Annotated in this window: 17 protein-coding genes and 2 pseudogenes; 10 read left to right on the forward strand and 9 right to left on the reverse strand. The window is 41.6% G+C overall.

Annotated elements, in window-relative coordinates; translation table 11 throughout:
• Window positions 1-649 precede the first annotated feature (649 nt).
• The 4 genes from H6G26_RS15145 to rplU form a co-directional block, all read right to left on the reverse strand.
• Window positions 650-1,843: an NADH:flavin oxidoreductase/NADH oxidase gene (locus H6G26_RS15145; RefSeq protein WP_190730037.1), complete on the reverse strand. Its 1,194-nt coding sequence runs from the start codon at window positions 1,841-1,843 to the stop codon at window positions 650-652.
• 246 nt (window positions 1,844-2,089) lie between these two features.
• Window positions 2,090-2,806 (reverse strand): molybdopterin-dependent oxidoreductase, encoded by a 717-nt coding sequence (locus H6G26_RS15150; protein ID WP_190730038.1) that lies wholly within the window; start codon window positions 2,804-2,806, stop codon window positions 2,090-2,092.
• 229 nt (window positions 2,807-3,035) lie between these two features.
• Window positions 3,036-3,332, reverse strand: a complete 297-nt coding sequence (gene rpmA, locus H6G26_RS15155) for a 50S ribosomal protein L27 (protein ID WP_190730039.1) — start codon at window positions 3,330-3,332, stop codon at window positions 3,036-3,038.
• A gap of 30 nt (window positions 3,333-3,362) precedes the next feature.
• Window positions 3,363-3,770 (reverse strand): 50S ribosomal protein L21, encoded by a 408-nt coding sequence (rplU, locus tag H6G26_RS15160; RefSeq protein WP_190730040.1) that lies wholly within the window; start codon window positions 3,768-3,770, stop codon window positions 3,363-3,365.
• Between the two features lie 451 nt (window positions 3,771-4,221).
• Between rplU and H6G26_RS15165 the strand changes: the two genes are divergently transcribed.
• From H6G26_RS15165 to H6G26_RS15175, 3 genes and pseudogenes are all read left to right on the forward strand, one after another.
• On the forward strand, window positions 4,222-4,455 hold the full coding sequence (locus tag H6G26_RS15165) for a Nif11-like leader peptide family natural product precursor (protein WP_190730041.1): 234 nt from the start codon (window positions 4,222-4,224) through the stop codon (window positions 4,453-4,455).
• A 227-nt stretch (window positions 4,456-4,682) separates the two neighbouring features.
• A pseudogene (locus H6G26_RS15170) lies at window positions 4,683-5,261 on the forward strand (nucleotidyltransferase domain-containing protein); the annotation flags it as partial.
• A 133-nt stretch (window positions 5,262-5,394) separates the two neighbouring features.
• Window positions 5,395-5,913: pseudogene (locus H6G26_RS15175) on the forward strand (nucleotidyltransferase); the annotation flags it as partial.
• A 25-nt stretch (window positions 5,914-5,938) separates the two neighbouring features.
• Here H6G26_RS15175 and H6G26_RS15180 read toward each other — a convergent pair.
• Both H6G26_RS15180 and bchI read right to left on the reverse strand, forming a co-directional pair.
• Entirely contained in the window at window positions 5,939-6,238 is a 300-nt protein-coding gene (locus H6G26_RS15180; RefSeq protein WP_190730042.1) for a hypothetical protein, read from the reverse strand.
• A gap of 149 nt (window positions 6,239-6,387) precedes the next feature.
• Entirely contained in the window at window positions 6,388-7,512 is a 1,125-nt protein-coding gene (bchI, locus tag H6G26_RS15185) for a magnesium chelatase ATPase subunit I (protein ID WP_190730043.1), read from the reverse strand.
• A 349-nt stretch (window positions 7,513-7,861) separates the two neighbouring features.
• On the opposite strand from bchI, the gene H6G26_RS15190 reads away from it, so the two are divergent.
• Complete coding sequence (locus tag H6G26_RS15190; protein WP_190730044.1) at window positions 7,862-9,127, forward strand: glycoside hydrolase family 10 protein; 1,266 nt, start codon at window positions 7,862-7,864, stop codon at window positions 9,125-9,127.
• Window positions 9,128-9,450: 323 nt separating this feature from the next.
• Here H6G26_RS15190 and H6G26_RS43780 read toward each other — a convergent pair whose 3' ends face one another.
• The gene (locus H6G26_RS43780; RefSeq protein WP_277883874.1) at window positions 9,451-9,576 is read right to left on the reverse strand and encodes a hypothetical protein; all 126 of its coding nucleotides are present in this window, start codon (window positions 9,574-9,576) and stop codon (window positions 9,451-9,453) included.
• A 217-nt stretch (window positions 9,577-9,793) separates the two neighbouring features.
• Here H6G26_RS43780 and H6G26_RS15195 point away from each other — a divergent pair, with 217 nt between their 5' ends.
• Window positions 9,794-10,549 carry a TIGR04283 family arsenosugar biosynthesis glycosyltransferase gene (locus tag H6G26_RS15195; protein ID WP_190730045.1) on the forward strand — a complete coding sequence of 252 codons (756 nt, stop codon included), beginning with the start codon at window positions 9,794-9,796 and terminating at the stop codon, window positions 10,547-10,549.
• On the opposite strand, the gene H6G26_RS15200 is transcribed toward H6G26_RS15195, so the two are convergent.
• Window positions 10,534-11,235, reverse strand: coding sequence for a DUF547 domain-containing protein (locus H6G26_RS15200; protein WP_190730046.1), 702 nt, complete (start codon window positions 11,233-11,235; stop codon window positions 10,534-10,536). The genes H6G26_RS15195 and H6G26_RS15200 overlap by 16 nt on opposite strands.
• A 644-nt stretch (window positions 11,236-11,879) precedes the next feature.
• Here H6G26_RS15200 and H6G26_RS15205 point away from each other — a divergent pair.
• The 5 genes from H6G26_RS15205 (at window position 11,880) to H6G26_RS15225 (ending at window position 15,714) form a co-directional block, all read left to right on the forward strand.
• Window positions 11,880-12,359, forward strand: coding sequence for a DUF4383 domain-containing protein (locus H6G26_RS15205; RefSeq protein ID WP_190730047.1), 480 nt, complete (start codon window positions 11,880-11,882; stop codon window positions 12,357-12,359).
• A 222-nt stretch (window positions 12,360-12,581) separates the two neighbouring features.
• Window positions 12,582-13,427, forward strand: coding sequence for an alpha/beta hydrolase-fold protein (locus tag H6G26_RS15210; RefSeq protein ID WP_242053725.1), 846 nt, complete (start codon window positions 12,582-12,584; stop codon window positions 13,425-13,427).
• Between the two features lie 71 nt (window positions 13,428-13,498).
• Window positions 13,499-13,738 carry a hypothetical protein gene (locus tag H6G26_RS15215; RefSeq protein ID WP_190730048.1) on the forward strand — a complete coding sequence of 80 codons (240 nt, stop codon included), beginning with the start codon at window positions 13,499-13,501 and terminating at the stop codon, window positions 13,736-13,738.
• A gap of 136 nt (window positions 13,739-13,874) precedes the next feature.
• Entirely contained in the window at window positions 13,875-14,738 is an 864-nt protein-coding gene (locus H6G26_RS15220; RefSeq protein ID WP_190730049.1) for an SDR family oxidoreductase, read from the forward strand.
• Window positions 14,739-15,027: 289 nt separating this feature from the next.
• Complete coding sequence (locus H6G26_RS15225; RefSeq protein WP_190730050.1) at window positions 15,028-15,714, forward strand: HAD family hydrolase; 687 nt, start codon at window positions 15,028-15,030, stop codon at window positions 15,712-15,714.
• A 4-nt stretch (window positions 15,715-15,718) separates the two neighbouring features.
• Here H6G26_RS15225 and H6G26_RS15230 read toward each other — a convergent pair whose 3' ends face one another.
• Window positions 15,719-16,678 (reverse strand): M48 family peptidase, encoded by a 960-nt coding sequence (locus H6G26_RS15230; protein WP_190730051.1) that lies wholly within the window; start codon window positions 16,676-16,678, stop codon window positions 15,719-15,721.
• Between the last annotated feature and the right edge of the window lie 434 nt (window positions 16,679-17,112).

Here is a 17,112-nt window from a genome sequence, read left to right on the forward strand (position 1 = left end):
ATAAGCTTCTTTGCATATAAGCACTTGTAGAAAAGTGGTTTCTTCTTTGAACCGCGTCCCTTGCGCGTCTTCAAGAGTTGGGCACGGAGTAAGAAGGAAGAAGCGATCGCACTTTTGATTAGCAAATTAAAAGGAAAAAACCGTGAAACATTATGTTTCACGGCTTTCAGTGTGGTGTGAGGAGTTTAACTATATATCATGATAAAGTAGCTGCTCAACAACAGTGCAATCGTAACAATTTTGGTAACAAACTTTTTTTGCGATGATAGTCTCAAGCGTAAGGTGTGATGAGATTAAGACTTGCTAACCTGAATCTAGATTTTATAAGGCTTTGAAAACGTAAATATTCTAGCTCTCTGCATCATACCCTTGGAATTCAGCCTTATTCTTTCTCTTTAGATTGACTTTATAAACAGCCCCTGAAAAATCTTAAGCAAATTAATGAGCATCAGTTCATCGGACTCTTGCGAGGATACAAAAAACTTTGAAAGGCTTACAATATAAACACTGTAGCCTTTTTTAGTAAAAACAAATAGATCGCTTTTTTTGAAGTGATCGCACTGTGGCAATCTCAAACCCCACGATTGATTCACTCCACTTGATTGCGATCGCGATCGCAATCACATATTATAAATAATTTTTTGAATTGTTATTTCCCTCGTCTCTGTTGCTTAACTGCATAGCCGTAGGGCAAAGGCCAGTTCGGTTCTTCATCCAAATGGCAACGGGCACGAATCGACCAGTATGGATCGCGGAGCATTTCTCGACCGACGAGAACCAAATCTGCACATCCACGAGTAATTACTTGGTTGGCATACTCAGCCTCCTTTATCATCCCCACAGCCCCTGTTTTAATCCCAGCCTCTTCTCGGATTTTGGCAGCAAAAGGCACTTGATAACCTGTCTGCACGGGAATCTTGGCATGAGGGACTAAACCTCCTGTGGAAACATCGATCAAATCAACGCCTAATTCCTTTAGTTCACGGGATAATATAACTGACTGCTTGAGATCCCAACCTCCCTCCATCCAGTCGGTAGCAGAGAGGCGCACAAAAAGCGGCATCCCGCTTGGCAGAATGTCTCGGATTCGTCTTGTAACCTCCAGCAACAAACGCATTCGGTTCTCCAATGAACCTCCGTAACGATCTGTTCGTTGATTACTTAGCGGCGAAAGAAAAGAATGCAGTAGATATCCATGAGCCGAGTGGATTTCGATAATCTGAAATCCAGCTTGAAGGGCACGCCCGGTTGTGGCAACGAAGGCTTCAATCACCTCTTCAATCCCAGCCTCATCGAGGGGGATGGGAACGGGGCCGCCCTCTTGAAACGGAATTGGGCTTGGCCCGACTACCGGCCAACCTCCTTGTTCAGGTGTTAGCGGTGTACCACCCAGCCAGGGAACATTGCAACTCGCCTTTCGGCCAGCATGAGCTAATTGAATTCCTGCGATCGCTCCCTGTTGACGAAGGAAGCGTACAATCCGAGCTAGTGGCTCAATGTGCATATCGTCCCAAAGACCAAGATCGCCAGGGGTGATTCGTCCTTGGGCTGTCACGGCTGTAGCTTCGACTACAATCAGCCCAATGCCTCCAGCAGCCCGACTTCCCAAATGGACAAAGTGCCAATCATTTGCGAATCCATCCTCTGCCGAGTATTGACACATTGGTGACATTGCGATGCGATCAGGCAGGGTAATATCTCGAATTTTTAGTGGACTAAATAAGTCTACTTCCGGTACATCCGAATCGTGCAGACTTGTTGACTGACAGCCAGGGGAATCTGTTAATTCTAATTCAGTCTGGGCTGGAGATGATGGCAAGGTACTTAGATTCTCTGTAGTCATGCTGTTACTTTTCCGTGCTTTGTGGACTAAAACCCGTGTCCGAGTTAGCTCGGCAAAATCAATTCTAGATAAGGAGTTTCAGATATTGGGTGTCTGATTTTTGTCACTTCCCAAACGATTTTTAACTAATTCCCATAATTCCCCATCCCTCTATAGTGTAGAGATGTAAGGAACTTCCAAATAAAAAAACATCCCATTGCAAACAGACAAGGTAAAATTTTCCCCTGTTCCCTGCTCCCTGCCCCCTCATAGCCCTGCAAACCATTCATAGCCCTGATCCTCCCAATAGCCTTTACGAGGCAATAAATTGCTAACGAATGTAATTTGAGTCACCCACTTGCTTTGCTTGTACCCCAGTTTAATTGGGGATGCTAGACGCATAGGCGCACCATTATCAACTGATAATGGTTGTCCATTCTTTTGATAAGCCATAAGAGTTTGCGGATGTACAGCAGAGGCAATATCCCAGCTTTCATAGTAGCCATCAGCAGATTTGAAGTAAACATAGCGGACGTTTGATTTAGGCTGTACTAGCGCTACCAAGTCTCGCAATCGCACACCTCCCCATTGAGCGATCGCAGCCCAGCCTTCAACACACACATGACGAATTACCATTGAAGTCAAGGGAAGTTTTTGAATATCTGCCATACTCAATTGCATCGCGTTACTAACCTCGCCATCAATCGTCAGGCGAAACTGCGCTGGATCAATTTGCGGGGTGAAGTCAAAGGTATTAATCAGCAATTTGTCTGGTTCTATCGCACTAACAGGAAATTCAGGTACAGGTTTCTGACTTAGTAGGAGTGCTTCAAGACTTTGGTTCAGTGGCTCAGATATTTGCCGCAGATTATCTGAGAACAAATTTGTCCCACAGCCACCTAAAAGAAAGCCTATCCCTGAGAGTCCAGATACTTGCAGTAATTGGCGACGGGATAGGGTGCGTTTGGGAAGAATCAGACTCATATCACCTCTACAGGAACATAGACTTAACTAGACGGATACTTCCTATCTTCAGGGCAAATAATATTTTGTTAGTGAAGAATATCTGCGCTTTGATGCTTTTGATACTAATCTATGAGCAACGGAGGAACAAAGCGACTTTTAAGCAACTGTTGAGAATATTTAAGGAAATCTGATTATTATGCCAGGACTAACTAGCAATTAGGGTGGGTAACATGCCCACCCTAACACTCTAACTTGCTACTGCCTCAGCAGGGGCTTCCTGAACAGCAGTTATAGGTAAATAAACACTAACTTTTTTACGGGTTTTGCCCTTTCTCTCAAACATTACAACACCGTCGATTAAGGCAAACAGAGTGTCATCGCTACCAATACCGACGTTGTTACCAGGGTGGAATTTGGTACCACGCTGACGGACGAGAATGTTTCCTGCACGCACAACTTGACCGCCATAACGCTTGACACCCAGACGTTGGGCATTAGAATCACGACCGTTGCGTGTACTACCTGTTCCTTTCTTATGAGCCATGATTTCCTCTTGTGTATCTTCTTCTTATTATTATTCAGCAGCGGTTTCAACTTCTTCGGCAGGAGTCTCGTCTAAAACGGGAGTTTCCTTCTCTGGTGCTTCTTGGGTAACAAACACTGCACCGTTAAGGGTGATGGAGTCAATCATAAGTCTGGTAATTTCTTGACGATGCCCCCGCTTTTTGCGGGTTTTCTTTTTTGGCTTCATCTTGTATACCAAGACTTTACGACCTCTGTAATGTCGCATTACAGTCCCTTCTACAGTTGCACCTGTTACTAGTGGCTGTCCAATGCTGACTTCGCCATCGTGCTGCACTAGTAATACAGAGTCTATTGTAACTTTTTCATCTGGTTCAGTCGGAAGCAGTTCAATATCGTAAAACCGCCCTGGCTCTACTCGTATTTGTTTGCCGCCAGTTTCAATAATCGCGTAAGTCATGGAATTGTCCTTGAGGTTGCCGTACAGGTAGCTGGTTTGATCTCGTATAGAGACGCTTTTGCCAGCTTTTGTAATATGTCTACCTGATCCGAGCAGGAATTAGACAGACAATCTAATATACTATTTTATTAACAGGTGCTAAGTCAAGCTTTCATTTTGCCAAAAGTCCTCATAGCGATCGCCCGCGCAAAGAATGTAAAGTGTATTTGCAATTCAGAATAAATACTTTTTAGTTAAATACTGACTTCCATCTTAGGGCTGAATTTTGCAAAATACTAGAAACATTTCAACTAAAACTTATATTTTCTTATCAGAATTCACACAATTTTTTTCTTTGTTTTAAAATTAAATTTACCCGCTTAATCTAAAGGTTCTTCACAGAATTTAGTAAATCCACAGAAGTCAAATTACTACATTCAAACCTGATATTTAAAATAGGAGACAGACTATCATGACACAGCAAAATGCTACCCGACTTTTTGAAGCCGTAAAACAAGATCAAGCATTACAGCAAAGGCTCAAAGCAACAGCTGATCCAGAAGCTTTCATCAAGATTGCTCAAGAGCGTGGCTATGATTTCAGCGTCGAAGAACTGGATAGTGAAATCAGCAAATTGTCTGAAGAAGATTTAGCCGCCATTGTCAATCCAGGATGGGGAACCAGACGTCACATTAATCCTAGATAATTCCTATTTTAGGAAACTGAAAATATAGAAACAACTGAATTGACAAGTTTTGCTCCTCAAGGAGATAGTGTTTCATTATCTCTTTTAGGGGCATTTCTGTTAAATGAAGCAACTCTTGGTATTAGTCATTGTCATTGGGTATGGGGATTGTTATCCTGCACCTCTGCTTCCCTACTTCCCACCTGATTAAGTCATGAGTTAGGATGACAATATTTTAATCAGGTGATATGAAAAGAATAGAAGTTGAGCAAAGAACTATCTTAATTGGTTTGGCAGGTAGCCACGGCTATGGTTTAAATCGTCCTGATTCAGATTTTGATTATCGTGGAGTATTTATCGCACCCAAAAAGTACTATTTAGGATTTGATCACATAGAACAAAAAGATACTGGTTGGGATGAACCAGGAATATTTCCATTCGTGGATGGTAACAAAGATACAGTTATATATGAATTAAGAAAAATTCTCCAGTTATTAGCAGGCGCAAATCTCAATGTTTTAGAATTGTTGTGGTTAAATAACTATCCTTTTTTAAGCGCAGTTGGACAGCATTTAATTAATCATAAGCAGTTATTTTTGAGTAAGAAGGTAAAACATACTTACACTGGTTATGCCTTTGCCCAAATCAAAAAAATGGAAACTCATCGGAAATGGTTGTTAAAACCACCACAAAAAAAACCAATACCATCTGACTTCGCCATAGAAGACGAAGTACCCCTGAGCAAAGATGAACTAAACGCTTTTCTGGAATATCTTTATAACTTAATCAGAGGGCGGATTGAGTTTTTAGAAGAAGCGGAACAATTATAGCGCTTCTCGTTTGGATGCAATACATTTTGACCTCTCTCCTAAAAGGAGAGAGGCTTTGAGGCTTACTCCCCAACGCTCGCTCTTAAGGGGCTGGGGGTTAGGTCTGTATTTCACGCAATTGAGAACCGCTATATACCAATTGTTGACGGCAGATATTGATTTTAAAGGAGTGTTAAAACAATACACTTTACCCGATGAAACTTTGGAATATACTCAACAGTTAACCAATAGCCGTAAAGATTTCATCCGCCTGCTTCAGAAAAGCCAAAGTTATCAAATAGCTTTGAGAGAATGGAAAGCTTCTTTATCTTGGCAAGAAAATAGAAATCCGGCTAGGGCAGAAATGGAAAGAAAGTCGGGTTTTGACCTTAAACATGGGATGCACTGCATTAGATTATTACGCAGTGGAGTAGAAATACTGCGGCAGGGTAAAGTGATTGTAGATAGGAGAATAGCTGGTGATGTTGAGGATTTAAAAGCTATTTTAAAGGGTGAGTATTCTTATGAGCAGGTGATGAAAATAGCAGAAGATTTGGTTGCCGAAATGGAAATTGTTTACGAACAATCTGCCCTACGTAACAAACCTGATTTGGAGCAAATTAATGAGTTGTGTATGGAATTGGTAGAAATGCAAAAATGGAGTCATTAGTCATTGGCTGTGAACAAATGACTAACTAGAGAGTGTACATTAAGTCAGCAAAGCCATAGAGGCTGATGATAAGCAATAGCGATGCTGTTAATTGGGTAATTCGTGTTTCGGGTGAAGGAGCGATCGCTTCCCGCACTAAGATGGAAATAGATGCCCCAACTACTAAGCTCAAGCCTAAGATTAAATAGGGCGGTTTGTCCGGTAAAATACTGGCTATTCCCAGCATAGCGATCGCTAATAAGAGCATCAATAATTCTACAAACCTGGGCGGGTTGTATTGGCTAGATAGAATAAAGCTGTTGAACCAAAAAGACCAAATTCTCATATTTCAGTGCTGAGTTAGGAGTTGTGAGTTATATAGTCAGTGCTAAGTGAAGAATTAAAAGTGTGAGATATGAAGCAGCTTTCCATTCAAAACTCTTAACTCTTAATTCTTCACCGGAGGCGGAGCATTTCCGGCTTTGCTCCTAACTTTTAACCTCTAGCCCCTAACTTTTGACCTGTGCCGTTTTTTTGTGCAGTATCACTTTCTGGAAGTTCAACGCCAAAGATGCGGCTAAAAACTTTGGCTACTTTGTAGCCAGAATCAATCGATTCTAAGGGGTCTTTCCGCAGCCTGTGACGCAAGCATAGTGTAATTACACGGTTAATATCATCAACTGTAACTTCAGTGCGTCCTTCATATGCCGTTAAGGCTTTGGCGGCGCGGTTACTAACAATGTCACCCCGCAAACCATCTACATCCAGTTCTGAGCAGACTTCAGAAATTTTTACCCGTAATTCATAGTCAATTTTTACTTCTGGCAAAAGCTGTTGAGCATTGACAATTTGCTCTTGGAGTGCTTCTTGCTGGGATTTGTAGTTTTCGAGAAATGCTGGAGGATTTTGGTCAAAATCTGCTCGTTGTTCTACGATTTGCACCCGCAAGGCTGGTTCTTTTACGGTGTGAATTTCTGCGTGCATCCCAAAGCGATCAAGCAATTGGGGGCGTAATTCACCTTCTTCTGGATTTCCAGAACCTACAAGAACAAAACGCGCTGGGTGACGGATAGAAATACCTTCTCGTTCTACAGTGTTCCATCCACTCGCGGCAGAATCGAGTAGTACGTCTACGAGGTGGTCGTCTAATAAGTTGACTTCATCCACATAGAGAATGCCTCGGTTAGCCTTTGCCAGCAGTCCTGGTTCAAAGGCTTTGACACCTTCAGATAAAGCTTTCTCAATGTCGATTGTGCCACAAACTCGGTCTTCTGTAGCTCCTAGCGGCAGGTCTACCATTTGGACTTTTTTGTGAGCTACGGGAATTTCCGCCCCTTGTTCTAACAGTTGGCGGACTTCATCGCTCATCAAGTCGGGGTCGCTAGGATCGCTACTGAAAGGGTCATTGGCAACCACAGAAATTTCTGGCAGCAGATCCGCCAGCGCCCGGATAGTTGTGGATTTGCCGGTGCCGCGATCGCCCATGATCATTACACCACCAATTTTGGGGTCAATCACGTTCAATAGGAGCGCCAGTTTCATTTCTTCCTGGCCCACAATTGCCGTAAAAGGAAATACCACGCGACGCGCACTTGCCGTGGATTGAGCAGTTGGACTCACTAAATTACCTTAACAATATTTTTCTTATTACAGTTCTCTATTGTGACACAGGTCGGGTCTGGGGGAGTGAGAAGATCGGGGGCAGGGGGAGCAGGGGAGCAGGGGGACAAGGGGACAAGAGGTGAGAACTTGAAACAAGTCTTTCCCCTTGTCCCCATTTCTCCTTGTCCCCAATGCCCAATGCCCATTCCCCTACCAACCAATATCTATTGGGCACAAATGCCTACTAGCTGCGTCAACTATCTTAATTTGTCTACTTTAGTTTTTTTGGTGCAAAAGTTCCATCAGTAGAGAACAAACAACTACCAACTCATCAATCCTGTACTAAGCATAAATACTTGTAGACTATATGGTTAGTAGATTCAATCGTAAAAGCGAACAATGGCGTGTGTGGGTAGCTAATGCATCATTCAAATCTATGAAATCATCTTTTATTGTTCAGAATTGGCGACGACTACTCAAGTCTCTTTTTCCGATTCTCGTTTTAATATCCTTTATTACCGTATTGTTGGTGGACAGTTTCACCCCTGCTGTCGCACAGTTACCCCGTCAGGAAATTCGCGGGGTTTGGATGACTAACAATGATTTTGACACCCTCAAAAATCGGGAAAAAGTGCAGGATGCGGTGAGTCAATTACGACGGCTTAACTTTAACACAATCTATCCAGTGGTGTGGAATTCTGGCTATGTAATGTATCCCAGTGCGATCGCACAACGTGCAGGTATTCAACCTTTTGTCTACAAAGGTTCAGATGGACATGATATTCTTGCAGACCTGATTAACCAAGCTCATCGCAAAGGACTGCTGGTGATTCCCTGGTTTGAGTTTGGGTTCATGGCTCCCCCAACTTCAGAATTGGCACTGAATTATCCTGATTGGTTCACACAAAAGCGGGATGGTAGCCAAACTTCCATTAGTGCGGCTGGTGAGGTTATGTGGCTTAATCCGTTCCATCCGCAAGTGCAACAGTTCATCACCAATTTAGTGCTGGAAACTGTCACCCAATATGATGCCGATGGCATTCAGTTTGACGATCACATGAGTTTGCCCCACGAATTTGGCTACGACCAATATACAGTTTCTTTGTACACCAAAGAAACCAAGAATCCTCCCCCAACTAATTCCCAAGATGCGGCATGGGTAAAGTGGCGGGCAGATAAAATTACGGCGTTCATGGTACAACTTAACCAAGCTGTGAAACAGAGAAAACCCCAGGCGATTTTCTCTGTTTCTCCTAATTACTATGATTTTGCTTACAAGTTTCACCTGCAAGATTGGCTGAGTTGGATGCGGCAAAATATTGTTGACGAGTTAATTGTGCAAGTTTATCGTCCTGATCTACAAAGTTTTGTGGCAAATATTTCCCGCCAAGAAATTCAAGAAGCACAACAAATAATTCCAACTGGAATTGGCATTATGACAGGGTTACGAAATAATCCAGTTCCCATGCAGAAAATTAAGTCTCAGGTGCGGGCTGCTCAAGAACGTGGTCTAGGCGTAACCTTCTTTTATTATGAAAGTCTTTGGAATGATGCTCTAGAACCCTTAAATGAGCGACAAGCTGGATTTCAAAGTCTCTTTCCATCTTCAGCACTCCGTGCCAAAGTTGAATAGCTTTTTTGTTGAATTTAAGTTCGGCGAAGTTAATAAAATTTACTTTCAGGACTGATATAGGAATCCGCTTTTATTTTTGAACTTATTTGCGTAGATAGGGAGTAGGGAGTCAGCTTTTGAAGAAAGGGTTCCCTTCGACTTGGCTCAGAGAACACTCCCTCTGAATTTTCAGCATCCTTGTAAAACTTGAACAGCAGTCAACTTTAGATCAGCAAAGACCAGTGAAACGATGGCTGCGGCGGGCTGCGCCTACGCCTATTTTAAGAAGTGCATTGTTTGACCTTTGTAAGTGATCGCCCCGGAGTTTCTTGAAAGTACGATGGCTACGCCCGCCGCAAGCATCGCAGTAGCAGTAATTGATTTTTGGCTGCAAAGCTAATTGCTCTTACTAGTAATGCCATCGCAGAGAGTGCGATCGCTGACATTGGGATTTGATTGTAAATAACCACGTAGCCTAGCGCAACTGTAGACTATTAAATCATCTAGGTTATTTAGGTGCGTCCAGAGCTTGACGGTTTTGTCATAGCTGCAAGCAACGGTTTTAGTAACAAATGCTTTGTATGAGATATTAATAAAACATCTCAAAATTACCCGATTTATCTTTGAGCTAAAGACTATTAATACTAACAAGTAAAATAAAGATAACGATAAAACTACTAAATCTGTATGTCTCAAGTTTCTATTATCATTCCTACTTTAAATGAAGCAACTAACTTAGGAAGTACATTGCGCCAACTGACTTTACTTAATCCTCCTCCTTCTGAGGTGATAGTGGTAGATGGTGGCAGCCAAGATCAGACGGTGACAGTTGCAAAGCAAATTTTTGAGTCATTTAATCAAACTTTGAATGTACAATTTCTTTTATCTCAACAACCAGGGCGTTCTCTTCAGATGAACTATGGAGCATCAGCAGCAACTGGAGATATTCTTTGCTTTCTTCATGCAGATACTTGGGTTCCAGATGATTTAATTACCGTCATCAATAAGACGCTGGCAGAACCTACCGTTGCCTGTGGCGGGTTCATTTCTCTGATGTCAGGATCTCAAACAACTCGTTGGGGTATCTCTCTACATAATTATCTAAAAACCTACTACGCACCACTATTATTTAAGCCTCACCTATTTTTTCGAGGATTGCGTCTGTTGTTTGGAGATCAAGTAATGTTCTGTCGTCGGATTGATTTTTGGGATTGTGGCGGATTTGATGAGGCATTGCCGATTATGGAGGATGGAGATTTATGTTTAAAATTAGTTAAAAAAGGACGTATTTATCTGGTAAATCGTATTGTTCATTCCTCAGATCGTCGCGTAGCCAAATGGGGTAGCTTCAAAGCAACCGTAATTTATCTTTATATTGGGTTTTTGTGGGGAATTGGTGTTAATGCAAATTATCTTAAACAGTTTTATCAAGATATTCGCTGATTTAAGCTCCAATCATAGTGAAGATAGGATATCCGCGTTGAGGCATTAAGGGGATAGTCTGTTTTCAAGTAAGAGCGAATGTATTCCGGAACGGAGGGTGCAACTTTTAAAAAATCCTGACGATACCACTTCAAGATTTTATTACAGTAAAGTGTTTTGCTCTCTATGTCATAACGGACTTTTTCAGGGTTATTTATGAAACGACGCGCATCTTCATCTAATTGCTGACTGACTTGCTCAGGAAAGTAAGCTCCCGAACGTAGTAAAGGACAACCAACCGAAGCACAAACGATTGCAAAATGAATTCGTGGCTCCTGCAATTTGTCCCGTAGAATAGAGTTCTCAATTTCAGCTAAACTATAACTTTCCCCAAAAATATAATAAGCGCGACGTTGGAAGAACCACAAAAAAGCTAGCCAGTTGGGAATCCCTAAAATTCGCGGACGAATCGATTCTATCGGGTATCTCTCTAAAATTGTCGAAATGGTGAACGCATTGTAAAGATTAATCCACAATGCCAATTGTTCCAGATTGTTGCTATTAGATTTAAAAACCAGATTTCTTTCGCTTGATAACCAATCTGCAATTGCTTGGGGTTGCTCTTTTTTCCAAGCTACATAGTCTACACGACCCTCTTGATCAACATACTGACGCAACAACCTGTCCCAAAGTTCAAAATCAATCATTATCGCTGTGTTGATATATTAGCTGTTTTTTTTACTTATAACAATCAAAACCGAGAAAATAGGGGGATTAAAAGTAGGTTTTTTAAGCTTCTCAGTAACTTTCTCTTTCACGAATGATTTAAGATTGCTATACATTACAAAGTTAATAGCAAATTAAGTCTAGATAAATTTTTTGGCTTGCCTTAGTAAAAGTTTGTTTGTGCGTAACGTTATTTTATTCTGTTACTAGTATTTTTATCAATCCAGCAAGAGGAAAATTCGTAATTTATTCATCTTCATTTCAAATACCTCTTCAATTATAAGAAAGCCTCTCAGCTAGAGGGTGTTAGAGGCTAGGAACTTTGTTATCTGCTTTTATAAAAGCTACCTCTATTACCAAACCTTTGCCTCTAACTATGGAGTATTTGATGGCATATATGAATAATAGTCTAAGTTAAGTTTATATGTAACTACTGATACAAAGCAAAAATACTACGATTATGCAATCTAAAATTCCAGCAGGGCTAATATCTTAATTTCTCACTCTAGGTGTACAAAGCTTAATTTAACGCTGAAACTTCTGATAGATTATAAAAACTTTTTTTTGGGTTACAACCTTAGATATCTCAGTATTAACTAATGGAATTACAAAAGGATTGACTACAATGGAAAATATCAACGCAGCAAAAATGACAGAGCGTTATATTGCTTTGGTTATCGGAATCGCTTATTTGCTTTTAGGTTTAGCTGGCTTTATACCAGCTTTAGTTTCATTGCCAGGAACGAACGAATCTTTTATTCCACTTGATGAATCTACCGGCGCTTATTCTGCTGGCTTTGGTTATATCTTTGGTCTAATTCCTACCAACTTTTTGCATAACCTTGTACGCTGCGCTGTAGGCTTGCTTGGAATTACTTCTTACAGTAATGCTAGCAGTGCACGCTTGTTCAACCGTGCTTTTGCAATTTCTTATGCTTTGCTGGCTGTCATGGGATTGTTGCCTTTCGCTAAGACATCTTTTGGTTTAATGCCACTGTTTGGTTACAATGTTTTGCTCAATGCATTAGCAGCGATCGCAACTGCTTATTACAGCATTGTCATACCAGCTAAAGTCAAGGGCGTTAATGTAGCGGAAAATATTTAACTCTTCTTGTATCCAATCAGCTTTGATGGCAGAAAAATAAGTAAGGCAGGGGGAGCAGGGCAACCAGAGGAAGCACGAAAAGAAAAAAACTTGATTTTCTTAGCATAAACCCAGCAAAGTTTTAGAATTTTTCTCTCTTTCTCTCTGTGTTCTCTGTGCCTCTGCGGTTCGTTGTAAATCCTTCAGTGTAGTGTCAGTTAATTGCTGATTGAGGTGATCGCAATGACACAAAACAACAATCCTCCTGACTGGACACGACGACAACTACTCCAGTTCGGGCTAGCAGGAATGACTTTACCACTCGCTGCCTCTCAACTACCCAATTGCCAAAAGCGGAACTTATTAGTTATGGAAAGCTCAAAGCAAGTTGATTCTAGAGCTACTGAAGGACAGTTGTTGTCTCGGCCAACTCGCCCCACAACAACCGCTTTGACCGGGTTACACCCACTAGGGCTGGATGGGCAGCGAGATGGTTTTGTCTATGTACCTGAAACCTATCGAGCAGATCAGTCTGCTCCACTCATATTGATATTGCATGGAGCCGGAGGCGATGCAGAGGGTGCGCTAAAAATCTTGTATCATCTGGCAATTCGTTTTGGGACAATTCTGTTGGCAGTAGACTCACGCCAACAAACTTGGGACATTATTCGGGGTGGCTATGGCCCTGATATTGCCTTTATCGAGCGGGCACTAGCACAAACTTTCAGTCATTATGTTATCAATCCGAACCAGGTAGCGATCGCTGGTTTCTCTGATGGTGCTTCCTACGCCCTTTCGGTTGGCATTACCAATGGCGACCTGTTTAACCACATTATTGCTTTTTCACCCGGATTCATGGTTCTTGCTAGACAATCCGGGAAACCGCATATATTCATCTCTCATGGAAAGTCGGATCAAGTTTTACCAATTGAACGGTGCAGTCGCCGGATTGTGCCGCAGTTAAAACAAGCAGGCTATGACCTAGAATACCGTGAGTTCAACGGGTTACATACAGTTCCTACTGCGATCGCCGAAAGAGCTATGGAGTGGTTTACTCAATCAGCACCGGATAAAACGTTTCATCTGTGACATCAAAATAATCAACATTGCTTTACATATATTGTTTTTTCCACGTCCACCTACTTATCTAAAGAATAGATATGGAAAGAGAAATTAAAGATTCAGATGGAATTACATGGACTTGTATTCAAGCATTTTCGGGTCTTTCTAATACCTCAAAAGCTCAAGATGCAGCTGAGGTCGAAGGAGAACCAGATACTTACTGGGTTGTCTGTACTCCTAGTGGCGGCGCACAGTCTGTACGGCTGAAGTTACAGGGTAAATGGGAAGAAGAATACTCTGATGAGGCGTTACTTAAGGAAATTAGAACGCAGCAATAATTGACGTTGTTGATTAATCGGAATGAATATAAGTTTATCAAAGTCCTCCTTTTTAAGGAGGATTTAAACTTATGGATACCTCAAGTACTATTTTTAAAATAACCTCTAAGACGCACAAAAAAAGCAACTAAATATTATGAAAAATACAGTAATTATTACAGGCGCATCGCAAGGAATTGGCAAAGCTACAGCATTATTGTTTGCCCGTCACAACTATAATGTTGTGTTGGCAGCTCGTCAACTTGACCGTTTAGAAGCTACTGCTGCACAGATACGGGAACTTGGACAAGAAGCGATCGCTATTTCTTGCGATGTGAAAGATCCTTTACAAGTAAACAATCTGATCCAGAAGGGAATAGATCATTTTGGTCACATAGACGTATTAATTAATAATGCCGGTATCTTTTGCTTAGGGCCCGTCGAGGATTTTAGCTTAGATGATTGGCATCAGATAATTGATACCAATTTGTGGGGCTACATCCATACTATTAATGCCATCCTGCCCCATTTCTTAGAACGTCGCAAAGGAACCATTGTTAATGTCAGTTCTATTGGTGGTATAGAACCGATTCCTTATCACATTCCTTACACAACCACTAAGTACGCCATAACTGGGTTGACAAAATCGTTACACGCAGAGTTATCACCTAAAGGCATTCACGTTAGCGGAATTTATCCCAGTTTTATCAGTACTCAACTGATGGAACGAGCAATATTTCGCGGTAAGGACGAAGAAGCGGCTCAAGCGCGTTCTGAGTTGGTAGGTAAAGCAATTCAAGCTCCTGTACTAGAAAAGCCTGAAGATGTAGCAAAATCAATTTGGGAAGCAGTAAAGGATCAGCGTTCTGATGTCATAGTAGGCACAGCAAATTTTTGGAAAGCTGTTTATCACTTGTCTCCTAATTTGATGCAGTCAGCTGTTCGCCGCCTCTTCGGTATGGAAGAACGAACAGGCAGGGGAGCAGGGGGCAGGGAGCAAGCGGGAGAACCCCATACATAAATTTAGGGGGGAGCAATGCTCCAAAGTGAGATGGGGTAAGCAGGGGAGGCAGGGGGAGAGAAATAAGTAAGTGTATTTACGGCTATTTAAGTAGTAAAAATTACTAAAACTTTCTCTTTGCTCCCCCTGCTCCCTCTGCTGATTTCACTTTTTCGCGTTGCTCTTCTCCCCTGCCCCCTGCCCCTTTTCCTCTTCTTTGACTCTGCCATTGGAAGTAACAACCAAGGTAGAGGTTATGGCAACAACTTTTCAGTAGTGTAGAGGCTTAAAGTAACCTGGAAATTTCTCAATGGCATATCAGGGCGTAATTTTGGATGTCGATGGGACGCTTGTTATCAGTAATGATGCCCATGCTCAAGCCTGGGTAGAAGCATTTGCAGCATTTGGCTATGAGGTAGAGTTCGAGCAAGTTCGACCATTGATTGGCATGGGAGGCGACCAGGTTATTCCTAAGTTTGCGCCAGGACTTTCTGATAAAGAAGGAAAAGGTAAGGAAATCGCCGACAAACGCAAAGAACTGATCATCAACAAGTTTAGCGCAAATCTGACTCCTGCTAATGGTACGCGGCAACTAATATTGAAGATGCTCTCTGTTGGGTTGCGTTTAATCATCGCTACTTCAGCAACGAGTGAAGAACTGTCAGTGTTGCTCAAAGCTGCACAAGTTGATGATTTACTCAGTCAGGATGAGGCGGCAACATCTAGCGATGCCGAAGCTTCCAAACCTGCTCCAGATATTGTGGAAGCGGCTTTGAGTCAGTTGAAGATGCAGCCATCCGAGGTAGTAATGCTGGGCGATACTCCCTACGATATTGAGTCTGCAAATAAAGCTGGTGTTGACGTGATTGCGCTTCGTTGCGGTGGTTTTGATGATAGTCAGTTAAAAAATGCGATCGCAATTTACAACGATCCTGCTGACTTGTTAGCACATTATGACACCTTACCTCTAGCAACCAAAGCAATGACGAGCAAATAATCATTTAAAAATGCCGCCGTTTACTGCTTTGGCCAGTTGCCAACTTTTCCAGCCATGTTGATGCTTCTTTGTACAGTTTGAACTGGCTTTCACTGGCACGAAACTCTCTTGTGTGAACCATTCTTCTGCCCTCAATCCAATTTGTGCCGTGGTACTTGTGCAGCAATTCGTGATACAAAACAAACTCACTCACAAATTCAGGTACACTATCATTGTCAAGGGTTAAGCTGATCACAACCCTATCTCTAGCTGGCTCATAGTGCCCAAACTTCCGGTAAGTGTGAATTTGGCTCCATGCAAGACGCGGTTTGGCAAGAGTTGCAGCAAAATATTCACAGTTTAGTTTGTCAAATAACTCATTTAGGTTATAAAACTTACCTTGTGGGTTTTCTGCAATTACTTCCGCAATTAAATCAAGCTCTAGCAGTACATTACTGTATTCTTCAGAACTGGCAAACGACCTAATTAGTCGCGTATTATCTTGATTTCTCCCAAAAAGAGCAGATTCCACTAATGCTCTCATTACTTCTTCTGACGCATTAATGAACCCCTCATTAACAATAATATGAACAGCATAACCAGACCTTTTGACCTTATATAAAAGTGCAAAACTAGTGGATTCAATCATTAGTTTTACCGACTCTTGACCATGTTTTATTAACATTTTTTTAGCAATCTGCTGCATACGAAAAGTACCTTCCAGGTGAAGGTGCAGGTTAACTTCGTCCGTTAAGAACTTCATCCAAGAGTAAATTTGCCGCGATGAACGACTTAGGTTTGCTGGTGTTGCTTGCTTGTTAAAACATATTTCTTCAATGGCTGTTACTGTTTTTACTAAACTTTGTGTTATTTGTTGAGTTTGTGCAGATTTTAGACTAGAATTAGATACTAAGTTATAAATCGATTGCAAAATAACATTCTGTTGTGTTTTAATATTTTTTAATCGGATATTATCAACGTTCATTTATTATGTTATTGTTTCTGATTTTCGGATAAAAATTTACTACAAAAACCAATCATTAGAAACTTTCTTTCAATAGGTCAAATATAGCTCTATTGAAGTAAACTCCCTCCAGTATTAGAGGTTGTTTGGAAAGTGGTTGGGTGTGATTTTAGGCACTTATTGATCCCCCCTAACCCCCCTTAAAAAGGGGGGAACCGGAATCAGAGTCCCCCTTTTTAAGGGGGATTTAGGGGGATCTAAAACGTTTTGCTACCAAGATAAGGACTTTTCAAACATCCTCTTAGAAGCGATCGCTTCATAGTCGGCTTAAACTCCAGCACAAGCATGGCGAAGCTAAAGCAGGGCGCTATATTACACAAAACCCACCATTCCTAAACATACTGATATAGCAGTCCTAAATCCAGGGCTATTTCATTCTCATTTAGTCCGCCTCA

This window comes from Nostoc sp. FACHB-888 (genome assembly GCF_014696655.1).
GTDB lineage: Bacteria > Cyanobacteriota > Cyanobacteriia > Cyanobacteriales > Nostocaceae > Nostoc.